We start from the raw sequence: 15,749 nt of genomic DNA, 5'->3' as shown, positions 1-15,749 counted from the left end.
ACCTGTTAACTTATGAGGTGATGATATCACCTCTAACTAAGTGACCAAATTCACTATGCCACTACAAAAAGCCCAACCAACAAAGAAAGTGGGCCGTGTAGAGAAAGCGTTGAACTATATTGGAAAACTCTACGGCATTGAACGGGAAGTCAGAGAGCTAAGTCCAGAAATACGACAGCAGATTAGGCAACAAAAATCCAGCCCCGTTCTTGATGAGTTCCACAAATGGCTGGTCGGAATCAAAGAAACACAATTACCGAAGGGAAAGCTCGGGGTTGCTATCAACTATACGATAAACCAGTGGCCAAAACTCCTTACCTATCTGGCAGACGGAAATATCAGCATCGATAATAACGTGACTGAAAGAGATGTGCGTCCGTTTACGACTGGGCGCAAAAATTGGATGTTCTCAACTTCAGTTGGCGGAGCAAAGGCCAGTGCAAACCTCTATAGCCTAATCATGACTTGTCGCGCTAACGATATCAATCCGTACTTCTACTTCGTGCACCTGTTCAGGGAATTACAGAAGTGCTCTTCAAGTGATGATCTGACCGATCTTATGCCATGGAATGTAGAAACCCATGAGGCTGAATAAGGCCTCACTGGTTAATTAAGCGTTTACAATCTAACAATGACTTATATATTTCAATATAACTTTCAGTGTGTCGTTTTGTTGTGAAATTGTTTTTAAATCTTATTTTAGAGTTTTTAGAAAATTTCGAAAACAGGTCATTATTCTCTTGGATTTTAACCATAGCTTCGGATAATGCTATGTGATCGCATGGAGGTACAGTTATCCCAGTTTCTCCGTTGATGTTTACATAGGAAGAGCCAGTTCCAATATCTGCACTTACGATGGGTTTACCAAACATTTGCGCTTCTACTAATGAGATGCCGAATGCTTCAGAGCGTAAATGTGACGGGAATACAAATGCTTTTGAAAGTAAATGTAGCGCCACTTTATCTTCTTCGGAAATAAAACCCACCAGTTTAACGTTATCCAGATTGTGCTTCGAAATATAATCTTCTAGTTTCGCTCTTTCTGGACCATCTCCAGCGATCACAACTGGTAGGTCGTTTATTCTTGCTGCTTCTAGTAAGTAATCTAACCCTTTGTAATACCTTAGTACTCCAACGAAAAGGAAAAAGCCTTCCCCTACTTTATCTCGCCACTGGTCAATAGTGCTGCTCAGTGGTGTTGGATAAGTTGTTTCATCAACGGCAAGTGGAATTACCCGTACCTTATTTTTATATTTCTGTAAGTTTGTGCTGGTTTGAGCATATTGCGGTGATGTAGCAACAATTATATTTACATGATTTAGAAAATGAATTTCGAGTGGTTTATACAAAATCTTTAAGAGCTTTTGTTTAACAATATCAGAATGATAAGTCATTAAACTGGGCTTTTTAGCTGTATTGAATAATGATATTAAATCACCTGATGGCCAAGGGTAGTGATAGTGGATTATATCAGCCCACTCAGATAATTTTTTAAACTCGGATATAAGCTTTAAAGAAAACCCATTTGAAGAAACCTCAAATGTTTTCTTTACTGGGATTATTTCAGTGCCTTCACAACTGTAGGGAGGCGTATCATTATCAGACAACGTCAGTATCTTTGTCTCAACACCTAATGCTTTCGTTCCGGAAGCGATAAATCGGATGACTTGCTCCACACCACCGTTAGTTTCTGGGTAGCAAGTTCGGTATACTTGTAATACTTTCATTAATATCTCATTGCTGTGGTGAGTAACCAGTTGGCGCTTCCAAAAGAAGGCGCTTAATGCACTCTACATCGAAGTTATGGCAGCATATATCCAATTCTTGGAGTAGGGGATGCATCTCTTTCCAAGTGAGCTTATCTTCACAAGCCGTCATTATCTTTTGGTGGCTTGTTCCCTCGACATTATCACCAATCAACAATTCCTCGTAGAGCTTTTCACCGGGTCTCAAACCAGTGAATTTAATTTCAATATCTCCTTCATTGCTATTGCCATCAAAGTACTCTTTCATACCCATCAGGTGGATCATCCGTTTTGCTAGGTCGACAATTTTAACTGGCTCGCCCATATCTAACACAAAGACTTGTCCATTATGCCCTATTGCTCCAGCCTGAATAACCAACTGGGCTGCTTCTGGTATTAGCATAAAGTAGCGGATAATGTCAGGGTGAGTAACGGTAACAGGGCCGCCCGCTTTTATCTGTTTTTTAAAGAGGGGTACAACAGAACCTGAAGAACCAAGCACATTACCAAAACGCACCATAGTAAAAGTAGTTTTGGTTCCTTTATCAGCCAGTGCCTGTAGAACTAATTCTGCCATCCGTTTACTGGTGCCCATAATATTCGTAGGACGTACCGCTTTATCGGTTGAGATAAGTGTGAAACTTTCGACACCAGCCTCGATAGCCGCCGTAGCACATGCTAGGGTACCGAATACATTGTTGCGAATACCTTCGATGACGTTATCTTCTACAAGCGGTACATGCTTATAAGCCGCAGCATGGTAAATAGTGTTAACTTTATGAGCGACCATTAGTTTATGTAAACGGTTTTCCTTTTGCACCGAACCAAGAGCCGCGATAATTTTGGTCTCTAATTTTAGATTTTGTTTTATGGCTTGCAGTTCTTGATCGATGGAATATAGATTGTATTCATTGAGTTCAAATAAAACGAGCGTTGTGGGATTTTGGGCAATAATTTGACGGCACAGTTCAGAACCAATAGAGCCACCAGCCCCTGTCACCATCACGCTTTTCCCAGTAATATTTCTGCCCAATAGCGCCTTATCCGGCGCTATTGGTGCTCTACCCAGTAAATCTGAAATATCTAAGTCCTGAACATCTGTGGCTTGTGCTCTACCAGAGGCAATATCCTCCACTGAAGGGACAGATTGAACTTCAATTGGCCAATGAGAGAGTCTTTCAAGCAGTCTTAATCGCTCACCTTTATTCATATTGTTAATTGCGAGCAGCAATTTGACTGGCTGATAAAGTGACTGTAGTCGTTCAAATTGGTCGCTGTGATGTACACGAATACCAAACATGATTTGGCCAGCTTTAATCGGATCATCATCAAGCAGTATAACAGGGTGGTATTCATCACCTTGGATAAGGGCGTAGGCTAGATCTCTCCCTGTGGCTCCTGCACCGTAGATAAAGACGTTTGGTTTTTGTCTTTTGTAATAGTGATAATAAATGGTTCTGATAAGGATTCTTGGGCCACCTAAGCTAAGAATAGCAAGTCCAGCGTAGATAAAGGGTACACTTCTAGGAATAAAGGCCTGAAAGAAGAAACCACTTAAGGCAAGCGTAAGCGCTGATAAGAAAACGGAAAGGAAGATATAGCCGATTGCAGGCATCATCATATAGCGCAGAACCGCTCGGTACATCCCAAGTCTAATAAAGCAAAAAATAGTTATACCTAGTGTGGTTGCTAAGCAGGCGAGCTCTTTCGCTCCCATATAAAAACTAAAGGTATCTAGTCGCAGCGCAATCGCGAGGTAAAGAGAACAAATAATCGCTAGAATGTCATAGCAAATCGTAATTAGGCGCTTGTTTTGTCTTTGTGCATTGAGAAGAAATTCAATAGGTGTGAACATTACTTGCTACTAAGCCTTTATGAGTCACATCGGCGGTGTACGTACGATGTTGATATGGATATTATTGTTATCGCTCGAATTGTAGTTTGCTTGAGGAAAATTGGCTACCCTTTACCCTAACTTGGAATATCGATTATTGTTCAAATATTTCTTTCAGTGGTGGAGTTTAACCCTGAGCACAGTTTGCATGCACTTAGCTTTAAATTAAAGGTCATATTTTGAAAATATTGGTTACAGGCAGTTCTGGGTTTGTTGGTTCTAAAGTGATGGAACAGGCATCACGTATCGGTTGGGAGTGTATTGGCCAGCGTCGTACGTTGAATCGCACTAACCACTCTCAACATGATTTTGTTACCTCTTTGGAGGCGAATACGGATTGGCGTTTAGCGCTCAATGGCGTGGACTGTGTCGTCCATTGCGCCGCTAGAGTGCATCAAATGCAAGATTCAGCTCAGGATGCACTGACGCTTTATCGTGATGTTAATACTGCGGGTACCTTGAATTTAGCTCGTCAGGCGGTGGAAGCGGGCGTGAAACGATTTATTTTCATCAGTTCAATCAAAGTGAATGGTGAGTATTCAAAGCCTGATCAGCCTTTTCTGCCTGAAACTTCGTTCATTCCTGACGATCCTTATGGCCTAAGTAAATATGAAGCCGAGCAAGGGTTAAAGAAATTAGCCGATGAAACGGGCTTAGAAGTGGTCATTATTCGGCCACCCTTAGTGTATGGTGAAGGTGTAAAAGCGAATTTCCTCAGCATGATCCAGTGGGTTGAAAAAGGTATACCTCTACCCTTAGGACTCATACATAACAAACGCAGCTTAGTGTATCTTGGGAACTTAGTGGATTTAATCATGAATTGCTGTACTCACACTAACGCGCCAGGTAACACTTTTCTTGTCTCAGATGATCTTGATGTATCAACAACTGAGATACTAAAAACCATCGCAAATTCGCTTGCTGTACCTAGTCGTTTATTGCCTATTCCTGAGCGTGTGCTTAAGACGTTATTCATCATTACTGGCAAAAAATCGATGGCTCAACGTTTATGTTGTGACCTGCACGTCGATATCAGTGAGACTAAGCGTACTCTGAACTGGTCACCGCCATACACCTTTCAACAAGGTATCCAAAAAACCGTAAGTGCTTACTTACACAATAAAAAGTAGAGAACCATTAATGTTGCGTATTTTAGATTTTGTCTTTGCCTTGCTAGGGCTATGTATTCTTTGGCCGATTTTATTGATCGTTTACGTATTAGGGTATTTTGATACTGGCTCACCGGTGTTTATGCAAACTCGAGTTGGGCGTTACAAGAAGCCATTTACATTAATCAAGTTTCGAACCATGCCAGTCGATACTCAATCGGTTGCAACTCACTTGGTGGGTGCGAGTTCAGTAACTAAGCTGGGTAGTATCTTGCGTAAAACGAAGTTAGATGAGCTTCCTCAACTGATTAACGTCGTTAAAGGTGAGATGAGTTTAGTTGGACCTCGGCCATGCTTATTTAACCAACAAGAATTAATTCAGATCCGAGATGAGAAAGGAGTGTTTGATGTTCGCCCTGGGATCACAGGTCTGGCACAGGTAAATGAGATCGATATGTCAACTCCTGAACTGTTGGCAGATTGGGATCTGAAGATGATTCAAAACATGTCACTCACGCTATATTTTACCTGTATTATTCAAACCGTCTTAGGCAAAGGCGCAGGTGATAGGGTTTAATCCGTCTGCGTCACAAAAGATCTTTTGACCTTACTGTGACGCAATGAAATTCTTGGCAATTATCTTTTTATCAATGTTACTGCTGCCGCGCTAACCTTGTTTCGTTCGTTTCTACATTTGGCCATTGATATTCTCCGTGGTGGTAAGTGTTCACTTGTGCTTTCAACCACGGTTGGATGAAATTGATCGAAACAAAAATGCTTAAGCGTTCGATATCTAATTCTTCTCCGTTCACAAGCCTCGTATCTGTTTTATTGGCGATAGCCGCTAATATACCGACCAATTCGCCTTGTGCATTGAATGCACCACCGCCACTCATGCCAGAACGTATTGGGGCGTCGGTAATGCTGGCTGGGCATTTGCTGAAGTAACGGCTATTGACGAAGTTTAAGTCCAAATGATACGTCCCTTTTCCCATCACCACATCACCACTGCCACTCACACCAAACGCCTCTATTTTTTCTCCTTGATAAACTAGCCCTAATTCTGGAAGTACAGCATGTTGGTTGTCTGACTCGATCAAAGCCACATCACAAGTGGGATGGTAAGCTACCACTTTGGCATAATTCATTTTTGCCACATGAGCTGCAGTTAAGCTTAAATTTGGAGTTAAGGGCACACTCGATCCGTAACCAAAATACAGCAATGGAATACCGGTGAATTCATAATTAATCGCTGGGGGATTTTGCGCTTTCATGGTTCGCCCGTTAGAGCCTGCGCAACCCACTAAAATGAAAGTAAGCACTAACATTGAGTAACGAAATAACCGACAGAAATGAGATCCGATAACAGGCTGAAGGAACATAAGAACCTCCTATTCAAAGCCAACAATACCGAGATCTTGATGCGCATCTAGATCAAATGTGTTTACCTAATAAAGTATAGATGTAATGGATTACATTGCCATGCGTCACATAAAAAATAGTTATAGTGGATGTTTTAATCAATAGTGGGTTGGCTGTTTCTTGTTGAAAAGTAGAGATATTCTTTAGGCAGGCATTGAAAAGAGAGCCCATAAATGAGCTCTCTTTTTATTAGTAACAATAGTCTAAGCTAGTTGCTTGAGATAGGGCGACCATACCAAGGGGAGCGTGCATCCGTCATATCGTACAAGCGATATTGTCGGTTCAGCATTTGCCCACCATCACGTTGAATCGGTAACCAAGATACGGTCACGCGCTGTGTACTCGGCCGAATGGTCATCAAGTCCATAGGAATTGAAACATAAAATCCCTTGGTAAAACTGCCTTCACCAAACTCTTCTGCAGAAAGGTTCGTTTTAGAAATAAACGCCCCGGCAATCACACCACTATCAAACTGCTTAGAAAAATCGACCGACATACCGATATCGTCGGTTAAGTAACGCCCCGCACTGACCTTGAGTAACGTATTGTCGATCAATGACCAAAACTTAGGCTGCCAATAGAGCGTTGCATGGCCTGTTACTGTGCCCGTCTGTACTCGATAGTTTCGACCCGTTTGTGGATCAGAATGCACTTCTTCTTTATACAGACCGAAAGCGGTGTCAGGGTCGCGCTGTTTTACATAGTTTCCATCAATCCCAACCGCCCAATTTTTGCCTAATGGACGATAGAGTATTTCGCCGCCGACACCAGCAAACATGGTTTCGAGATACCCTGCGTAGCTTTGACCAAACCAACTTTGGCCGAAAGTATCAAAGTAGGTTAGTTGCAGGCTATCAAGGCGAACGGCATCTTCATAATATTGTCGAGACAAGGTACGAACCCGTTTCAAATCAGTACCATCTGGCGGTACGGTGTACTTGTATTTGTCGTAGTTATCGGCAAGGTTGCCATAAAGGCTGCCAGAGAGTAGCCAATGATCTCGTGTTTGTACGCTGGCATTGGCACTGACACCAAGCGCGTACAAATAAAAGTCTTCAGAGCCACCAAAAGACTGCTGCAACACAGGCGCTAAACCAAATTGCCACGCATCATACTGCTGCGCTTTTACTTCGCCATTGATCGCGACGGGGTTACCGCGCGCACTGGCATCGGTGATGTGAGCGTTAGGGTAATCACGGTCAGCAACACGGGCAAACGCATTCGCTTTTATTCTGGTTTCAGTGAGAGGCTGATTATTGGCCGTCTCGATGATGCGATATGTCTGTGCATCAATGCCTTGATTCGCCAGCAGCAATGCGGCGCGTTCATGCGCTTCTTTGCGATCGCGATACTTATATTGTTCAGCTTCAATCGTGAGGGTGGCATCATCTTGGTACAAAGTCGCTTGTTTATAACCGGCGATTACATCAAGGTCATGAAGTAGCGTTTGCCATTCAGCATCGTCTAACTCATGTGATTTCGCTTTCGGAGCATAACTGGGTTTGGGTTCATCAACCCACACCGGTTGCATGGTCGCCAAGTTCGTACCCAAGGTAATGCCTGCGGTAAAGGTATTACCGCGTTCATAGCTAAGGCGTAAATCGGCCCAATCAGCAAGAGCGTATACCACACCAAAGTTCCACGGTGTTGAAACGGGCATTACTGCATCACCACGGGTGACGGGAAAATCACTGCGGTAATCATTGCCATCGTATTCCACTTTTAGACGCAGTGGTTGCCAAGGTGTTTGGTATTCAACCCCACCAAACAGCGACGTACAACCCGTGAACATCCGTCCAATATCAAATTGGCCGCCTTTACCACTGTAACTACCATCGCGACCGCAATCTGGTGTTGAGGATTTATCACCCGTTAAGTTCGCGTTGTTACCCAAATAACCCCAGCCAACGCCGAGTGTGACATCCAATGGGCCAAAACGTTTACTGGCTGCAATAAATTCGCCATCAAACAAACCTGTACCGCCAACATCACGTAACCCTACCGACACTTCTGGCAGCCAATATCCCTCTTCTAGCAAACGCAGTTTGGCATCAATCGATTTATCCGTGTATTTCGTATCACCGCTAAAGCTGGTATCGCCGCTGTAAAGTAGCTCATGCACTTGCGTGTAACGAATTGTCGCTTCTAGCCATGGGAAGAGTTGGAGTGAACTGACGTAATGAATGTAATCATCGTTGTTTGTGACGCTTAAACTGAATTGGCCTTCTGGCATCATGCGGGCACTGGGCATCTGTATTAAGCCTGTACCACCAAAATCAGTTTGAGAATGCACCAGCGTCGGGTAGCTGAATTCGTCAGCTTGGCTCGGTAACGCCAAACTAAACGCAATGCAGCACGCCATACAAGTGACGCGAGGTGGTTGAATCGTCGAAGACGAAAGATAACTCAGTTTCATCATGGCAATTGATTTCGCAGCAGTTCAACGACAATGTCGTTCACATTGTGTAGTGAATATTGAGGATAAAGTGACGTCGTTTCGATAGGGAAAGGCACGTAAAGTGTCGCTCCGGGCGCGATATCTTGAAAGTCGTGATTCCAATAGGCGATATCATGCAGTGAGGCGTGACCATCGGGTTGAATCACCCATACTTGCGAGATATCCGTCTCAGCAAGGCCTGCCGAGCGAACATAATGACCCGCATCGGTGCGTGGTTTCCAAGCCATGTCACCAGCTTGTTTAACATTCCCAAAAACTGATACTGTGGTGGGTAACGTATTGAGTGACAGCAGCCATTGACCTTGTAATTTCGGGTTCTGACTGGCCGTGATACGCGTGATGTCGGGATCAAGCGGAGTAAAAATACGCTGTGCAAAAGTATTCGCGCGTAGCTGCTCTTTCAGCTGACGCCAGCGCTTTTTGTGAGCCGATGCGGCCAAACTTTCTTGATGGGTGATCGCAAGCAGAACCTGCTGCTTTTTTTGATACGGGCTGGTCACATCAAATAAGGCGCTGCTTAGCCAATCGATATCGGCAGGTAACTGCGCACGGGCATTTAGCGCATTGATGACTAATTCATCCACTTTTGGCACAGATGCAAAAGAGAGGGAGAGGGCAGGTTTCTCTGCGCTTCTCACTTCAACCACACTAGCCGGTGCACTATAGGCAGCCGGTGATAGTGCGCATAATACGCCCAGCAGAAAATGCTTCATTAATGTGGGTTTTATTAATGTAGCTTTTGGCACTGATGCACTCAGTAACGTGCGTTTTTCTAGCCAAACGTAGCGTATAACGTAGCGTATTAAGTTAGGCCATAGAATCATGACTTATTCGCTCCTGAGAAAGGTTTAGCAACAATCAGTTCAAAGCGCGCCATGCCGGGAGCTGGCGTTTGTTCGCTGGCAACGACTTCGCCACTGCTTGGCTCAAGCCAATAGTGATTCGTGTAATGTTGGTCAATCGCTAAAATCGTCACATTTTCCACCACATGTAATAAATTTCTAGCGCCCTGTGGCAATAGCTTTTGCTCCTCACCTTGTACAACAAAGCGAGATTGAGCGTGATATTGGGCGTGATAGCCCGGCTGCCAGCTGATCTCATATTCCCAGTAGCGCGGGGTGCTGGAGTCATGCAAACCAATCGCTAGAGGATCAGGCTGCTGCGATCGAATATTGGATAAATTCGCATCCAGCAAATTCACGGTTTTAGTGATTCGCCCTGCAGAGGTAACGATCATCTCATGATTTGCGGATAAATATTTTAAAGCCAGCGGGTTGGATTGAAATTGGCTAGACTCTTTTTCGGCCCAAGCCAATATCATTAATGCTTGAGGGTTATCACCTTGCTTTACATAAATACTAGCGTAGGGCAACTCATTAATTTTATTTTGCGAGATACTTAATGATTCAGGGCCAAATAGAGCAAGATTTAAAGAATCAGTAAAATATTGAGTGTTTTGTGTACAGCCTGTAATTAAAAAACCGCAACAAATAAATAACGAGCGAATAGCAAACTTCATAATAGGGGCTTAATAATAAAAATTCGTCATTTGAATATTTAAAAAACAACCGCCAATGGCGGTTGTGAATTAAGCAGGCGCTTATTGCGCTGCGGTTACTGTAGTGGTAGTAGAAGTACCTGAATTGCTTGCTGCAACTACTACACCCGCTACAAGTGCACCACCGATAGCTACAGACGTTGCCGTTACTGTACCTACTGCTGCCGTTGTCGCTGCTGTACCGCCAGCGGCTCCGCCAGTGGTTGACGCTGCTGTTGTCTCTTCAACAGCAGCCATCGCTACGCCACCAAAAGCAAAAGATGCTAATAGTGCGATTGCTGTTTTTTTCATAGTATTCCCCATGAAGTTTAATTACATCGATGTATGCCCAATATAGATTGGGCGTCGCAACAATAAACATTATTGATGTCAATGTAAACAAGTTGCACTCTAGGCGAATCGACTATTTCAATTAAGATTAAAAAATAATCAGCTATTAACTAACTTAATAGTAAATAAAGCGAAATCAATAAGGAAAATACTTACAGGGTAGGAAAATACTTACTTCACATTCAATAGTAACCTATGTATCATTCCGCAGCCTTTGATAGTACAAAAAATTGATAAATCAAATTTTATTTTCATCACCCCTTTATTGATTATATTGTAATTTGAAAGTCTAATTAGTGGGTGCTGTGCTGCATTTTAATGAATAACCTATTTTCAATTATCATCGGCTTAAACGTATTTAACACCGTCATAGGGAGCGCCCTAGGGCGGTAGCGTGCCAGCAAGTTTTTTATGTATGACTTCTAGCACATTGATATATAAACACATTACTCATGTGCCTTGGCTTCATATAAGCACCTTGGTCATGGCTGTGATTGAAATAGCAGGAACGTTCGCGTGTCAAAAAAGTATTTGCCTTTGATTATCGCCTCAGTAGTTTTAACGGGGTGCACCATTCCGGGTTCACACCTACCTACGGGTGAAAAAAATGCCGCATGGGAAGCAGAAAGCAACGAATCCTTATCTTCTCAAGTGAATGTCTACCCCCTTACTCCTGCTTTTATTAAAGAGCTGAAAAAATATAAAAATCAGCCTATTACCCAACCCAATGCTCCATTAGAACAAGAAATTGCTCGCTACGAATATTACATCGGTCCTGGTGATGTGCTTAATATCACCATTTGGGATCACCCGGAGTTAACCATTCCTGCCGGTTCATACCGTAGTTCGGCAGAAGCGGGTAACTGGGTCCATGCGGATGGCACCATCTTTTACCCTTACATTGGTGAAGTGAGTGTGGCGGACAAAACCGTAACGGAAATCCGCCAAGTGATTTCAGAAAAGTTAGCTAAGTACATTGAATCGCCTCAGGTAGATGTCAACGTCGCTTCTTTTCGCTCGCAAAAATCCTACATTACTGGTGAAGTTAAAACGCCGGGTCAGCAAGCCATCTCAAATATTCCCTTAACATTATTAGATGCCATTAACCGTGCTGGTGGTATTACCACGGATGCAGATTGGCGCAATGTGACGCTTACTCGTAATGGTAAAGAGGAACTTCTTTCTCTTTATGCTTTGATCCAGAAAGGCGATTTAACGCAAAACCGCTTACTGCGCGATAGCGATATCGTCCATGTGCCACGTAATGACGGGCAAAAAGTGTTTGTGATGGGCGAAGTCAAACAGCCACAAATGCTGAAAATTGACCGTACAGGTATGAGCCTGACCGAAGCCTTGAGCACAGTCGGCGGCATTAATGAATACGAAGCCGATGCCACGGGTATTTTTGTGATTCGCGGCGCGCAACAACAGCAAGCCGTGTTAAGCCACGCGGCGCCCAACCAAGATGACCCTATCGCCAATATTTACCAGCTCAATATGCAAGATGCCACGGCGTTAGTCATGGGCACAGAGTTTGAACTGCAACCTTATGATGTGGTGTATGTTACCACCACGCCTGTTGGGCGCTGGAACCGTTTGATCAGGCAATTGTTGCCAACCATCAGCGGCTTTAATGAGCTGTCTGAAGGTGCGTTACGGGTGAAAAATTGGCCATAACTGAACAGTAAATAAGAGAAAAAACGTGTTTTCTAAAATATTAGTGGTGTGTGTCGGTAACATCTGCCGTTCACCAACAGGCGAGCGAGTATTACAAAAGCTATTGCCGAATAAAGAAGTGGCTTCGGCTGGCATTGCTAGCGCCAAAAGCCATCTTGAGGGCAAACCCGCCGATACCATGGCCAGCCAAGTTGCTGCCGAACATGGCATTGATTTAGCTGGCCATGCATCACAGCAGCTCACGTCAGCGCTTTGCAGCCAGTATGATTTAATTCTCGTGATGGAAAAGGGGCACATTAGTGCATTAAGTGAGATAGCCCCTGAAGCACGCGGCAAAGCCATGCTATTTGGGCAATGGATAGGCCAGCAAGACATCCCAGACCCATATCGCCAAAGCAAAGAAGCATTTGACCATGCCTACCAGTTAATTGACCAAGCCGCGCAAGCTTGGGCCAAAAAGCTGTAATCACCATAAGCCAAAACAGGCCGTTAGGACTTTAAACACAATGACAGCACAACAGATTAAACAACGCGTCGACACCACTTCTGACGAAATCGAGCTCGGTAAATTGTTTGGCCTTCTGCTGGATGGCAAATGGATCATTCTCGCGACGACCACTTTATTTGCTATCTTTGGCATTGCCTTTGCCTTGCTCTCAACACCGATATACAAAGCCGATGCTTTGATTCAAATCGAACAAAAAGGCTCTGGCGGTATTTCATCATTAGTCGGCGGGGAAATGAGCGATCTCTTCTCTTCTGAATCATCCGCCACCACTGAAATTGAAATCATCAAATCACGGATGATTTTAGGCGATACCGTTCATAAATTTAACCTAACAACCTTAGTTGAGCCGGATTACTTTCCCGTTATTGGCAAAGGCATTGCGCGCCTTCGCGGGCAAATAAACCGCATTCAAGTCAGCCGCTTTGAACTGCCAAGTTATGCATGGCAAACGGGCCACCAAATAGTGGTGCAGGATGCAGAACAAAAAACCTACCAGTTAGTGCGTGAAGATGGCCGTGTAATACTCAGCGGTAAAGTAGGTGAACTGGCAAAAAGTGATGATTACCAACTGTTTGTCACCGATTTAGATGCCAATAGCGGTTTTGCATTTAACATCAGTAAACAAAGTGAGTTAGATGCGATTAAATGGCTGAAAGATAACTTATCAGTGACTGAACGCGGCAAACAAACCGGCATTGTTGAGCTCTCTTTCACCGGCGAAAACCCTAGCCAAATTCAAGCCATTTTGGATGATATAAGCCAAAACTACTTTTTGCAGAACGTGCAGCGCAACTCGGCAGAAGCTGAAAAAAGTTTAGCTTTCTTAAAAGGCCACCTGCCAACCATTAAAACCGAATTAGACAGCGCGGAAGATGTATTAAACCGCTACCGCCAAGCCAATGATTCGATTGATTTAAGCTTAGAAGCGAAATCCACCTTAGAAGTGATGGTGAAGCTAGAAGCGCAGCTTAACGAACTTACGTTTAAAGAGAGTGAAGTGAGCCAGCGTTTCACTACTGACCACCCAGCGTACAAATCACTATTGGATAAACGCCAAGTCTTGCTTGGTGAAAAAGAGCGCTTAAATCAGCAAGTACAAAAGCTGCCTAAAACTCAGCGTGAAATTTTACGCATGACGCGTGACGTGCAAGTAAACCAGCAAATTTACATTCAATTGCTGAACAAAGTGCAAGAGCTGAACATCATTAAAGCCGGAACGGTCGGCAATGTGCGCATTTTAGATAGCGCAGCTACCTATGCAAAAGCCGTGAAACCGAAAAAACCACTGATTGTTGTACTCGCGACCTTGCTTGGCGGCATGTTAAGCGTTGGCGTGGTATTGGTGAAAGCAGCGCTGCACCGCGGCGTAGAAAACCCAGACGATATTGAACAGCTTGGCCTTTCGGTTTACGCCAGTGTACCTAAGTCGATTCTGCAGTTGGAATTTGCAGAAAAAATCAATAAAAAGCGTAAATCCCTGCAAGAGATGATGCTGCTGGCGGAAAGTAACCCGGCGGACCTTTCTATTGAAGCGCTACGCGGCCTGCGGACCAGTTTGCACTTCGCAATGTTAGAAGCCAAAAACAACGTGGTGATGATTTCTGGCCCTGCGCCGGGCATTGGTAAATCGTTTGTTTCCACCAACTTTGCTGCGGTTGTAGCCAAAACTGGGCAAAAAGTGCTGCTGATTGATGCCGACATGCGCAAAGGCTACTTACAGCAACCCTTCGGCGTAACTTGGGAAAATGGCCTTTCAGACCTTCTCAGTGGCAAAATTGATTACGCGCAAGCGATTAAAACCACCCAAGTAGATAACTTAGACATTATGACGCGCGGCCAAGTGCCACCCAACCCTTCAGAACTGCTTATGCACCAACGTTTTAAAGCTTTGGTTGAATGGGCTTCACAAAATTATGACCTAGTGATTATTGATACCCCGCCGGTACTTGCGGTGACAGACCCAAGCATTGTGGGTGCCCATGCTGGTACAACGTTAATGGTGGCACGCTTTGGTCTAAATACCGCCAAAGAGATTGATGTCGCCAGAAACCGTTTTGAACAAGCCGGTATTGAAGTGAAAGGTGTGATCTTTAATGCGGTAGAGAAGAAAGCATCTAGTTCTTACGGGTATGGGTATTATAACTATGCTTATTCAAGCGATAAGAAGTAGAGGCTAATAGAGCAGTATCGAGATGCTAGTAATCGAGCAACGAAGAGCTGAAAAGTAGATATGGGATGTGACAACCATATCCTGTCACTCCATAACAGAGGAACGAAGTCTCTGGAATCTAAAGCGCCAAACTATTCTCCTCTGCTTAGCGTAGCTATTGGTATCATCTTGCTTGCACATCACTTGAGCGAATAGAATAATTTCTCGAAATCTTAGCTTTTGCTTCTCCCCCTCCCCTTGAACGCCGCAGTATTGTGAGTGATGGTGCCAATAAAAGGGGGAGTTAGAGGGGGTGGTTAGCTATGAACAACCAAACCCACCCAAGCTAGGGAAAAATCATGAACATGCCCATGTTTAAAGGGGTCGTAGCCTTCTGATAAAGAATTCGAAAGCGAGAAATCCGGATAGCTTGAATCGAGTTGATTTTCATTGTTTATTAAAATCAATGATTTACAGTTTTTGACTATTTATTTAATAGGCTAGAGGCGAAGTTTTTACCAACCTTGAGCCCTTGTGTAGCAAGAATGTCCATGATTTTTTCGTGTTGAGTCGATGCATTGGACACTCGATACTGAATTTGGCGAAGATGCTTGCCGAAAATGAGCGGAAGAAAGTGCTGAGAACTTCGCAAGGAGCAGACCAATGTGCTTAAACATGCTGAAGAGTGAAACGACTTTAAAGCAAGTATTAAAGATAAAAGAGCAATATGTGCGATGGATCCTGAGTATCTTTTAAAGGTTCAGGTGAGTCTTTATTTATGGGAATATTCATTCGGTTTCCGTGATGAAAAAAACTAGATTTAAAGATAGTTTAGTTATTTCGATAATAATTTGGGCTCATTGTGAATGGTGTTTGTTGTAATAAATCTATTCTTATTG

General features: G+C 43.7%; 12 protein-coding genes and 2 pseudogenes. 7 read left to right on the top strand and 7 right to left on the bottom strand.

All coding sequences use genetic code 11. From position 1 onward, the window contains the following. Positions 1-46: 46 nt before the first annotated feature. Positions 47-595, top strand: a pseudogene (locus AACT23_RS15260) (IS66 family transposase); the annotation flags it as partial. 4 nt (positions 596-599) lie between these two features. On the opposite strand, the gene AACT23_RS15255 reads toward AACT23_RS15260, so the two are convergent. Both AACT23_RS15255 and AACT23_RS15250 read right to left on the bottom strand, forming a co-directional pair. Beyond that, on the bottom strand, positions 600-1,727 hold the full coding sequence (locus AACT23_RS15255) for a glycosyltransferase family 4 protein (RefSeq protein WP_094127755.1): 1,128 nt from the start codon (positions 1,725-1,727) through the stop codon (positions 600-602). A 7-nt stretch (positions 1,728-1,734) separates the two neighbouring features. Continuing rightward, positions 1,735-3,600, bottom strand: coding sequence for a polysaccharide biosynthesis protein (locus AACT23_RS15250; RefSeq protein WP_094127751.1), 1,866 nt, complete (start codon positions 3,598-3,600; stop codon positions 1,735-1,737). A gap of 218 nt (positions 3,601-3,818) precedes the next feature. Here AACT23_RS15250 and AACT23_RS15245 point away from each other — a divergent pair, with 218 nt between their 5' ends. Then, the gene (locus AACT23_RS15245) at positions 3,819-4,769 is read left to right on the top strand and encodes a UDP-glucose 4-epimerase family protein (RefSeq protein ID WP_094127749.1); all 951 of its coding nucleotides are present in this window, start codon (positions 3,819-3,821) and stop codon (positions 4,767-4,769) included. Between the two features lie 10 nt (positions 4,770-4,779). Then, positions 4,780-5,325, top strand: a complete 546-nt coding sequence (locus AACT23_RS15240; RefSeq protein ID WP_176428639.1) for a sugar transferase — start codon at positions 4,780-4,782, stop codon at positions 5,323-5,325. 76 nt (positions 5,326-5,401) lie between these two features. Here AACT23_RS15240 and AACT23_RS15235 read toward each other — a convergent pair whose 3' ends face one another. From AACT23_RS15235 to AACT23_RS15215, 5 genes are all read right to left on the bottom strand, one after another. Next, complete coding sequence (locus AACT23_RS15235; RefSeq protein WP_094127743.1) at positions 5,402-6,130, bottom strand: S1 family peptidase; 729 nt, start codon at positions 6,128-6,130, stop codon at positions 5,402-5,404. 248 nt (positions 6,131-6,378) lie between these two features. Further along, positions 6,379-8,589 (bottom strand): YjbH domain-containing protein, encoded by a 2,211-nt coding sequence (locus AACT23_RS15230; protein ID WP_013855776.1) that lies wholly within the window; start codon positions 8,587-8,589, stop codon positions 6,379-6,381. Beyond that, positions 8,586-9,452 (bottom strand): capsule biosynthesis GfcC family protein, encoded by an 867-nt coding sequence (locus AACT23_RS15225; protein WP_094127740.1) that lies wholly within the window; start codon positions 9,450-9,452, stop codon positions 8,586-8,588. The genes AACT23_RS15230 and AACT23_RS15225 overlap by 4 nt, the downstream gene beginning before the upstream one ends. After that, positions 9,449-10,147 carry a YjbF family lipoprotein gene (locus AACT23_RS15220; RefSeq protein ID WP_094127737.1) on the bottom strand — a complete coding sequence of 233 codons (699 nt, stop codon included), beginning with the start codon at positions 10,145-10,147 and terminating at the stop codon, positions 9,449-9,451. Before AACT23_RS15220 ends, AACT23_RS15225 begins: the two co-directional genes overlap by 4 nt. A gap of 81 nt (positions 10,148-10,228) precedes the next feature. Further along, the gene (locus AACT23_RS15215; protein WP_064626008.1) at positions 10,229-10,477 is read right to left on the bottom strand and encodes a hypothetical protein; all 249 of its coding nucleotides are present in this window, start codon (positions 10,475-10,477) and stop codon (positions 10,229-10,231) included. Positions 10,478-11,032: 555 nt separating this feature from the next. Between AACT23_RS15215 and AACT23_RS15210 the strand changes: the two genes are divergently transcribed. The 4 genes and pseudogenes from AACT23_RS15210 to AACT23_RS15195 form a co-directional block, all read left to right on the top strand. Continuing rightward, positions 11,033-12,193 (top strand): polysaccharide export protein, encoded by a 1,161-nt coding sequence (locus AACT23_RS15210; protein ID WP_017045429.1) that lies wholly within the window; start codon positions 11,033-11,035, stop codon positions 12,191-12,193. Positions 12,194-12,218: 25 nt separating this feature from the next. Next, positions 12,219-12,659, top strand: a complete 441-nt coding sequence (locus tag AACT23_RS15205; protein ID WP_017045428.1) for an arsenate reductase/protein-tyrosine-phosphatase family protein — start codon at positions 12,219-12,221, stop codon at positions 12,657-12,659. 40 nt (positions 12,660-12,699) lie between these two features. Continuing rightward, a complete protein-coding gene (locus tag AACT23_RS15200) occupies positions 12,700-14,871 on the top strand; it encodes a polysaccharide biosynthesis tyrosine autokinase (RefSeq protein ID WP_094127734.1) in 2,172 nt (723 codons plus the stop codon). Positions 14,872-15,414: 543 nt separating this feature from the next. Then, positions 15,415-15,668 (top strand): annotated as a pseudogene (locus AACT23_RS15195) (transposase); the annotation flags it as partial. Positions 15,669-15,749: the final 81 nt, after the last annotated feature.

Origin of the sequence: Vibrio sp. V09_P4A23P171, assembly GCF_963875615.1 — a bacterium.
Lineage (GTDB): Bacteria > Pseudomonadota > Gammaproteobacteria > Enterobacterales > Vibrionaceae > Vibrio > Vibrio anguillarum.
Note: the sequence above shows the minus strand (reverse complement) of the source record. Positions and strands in the feature narration are given on the sequence as shown.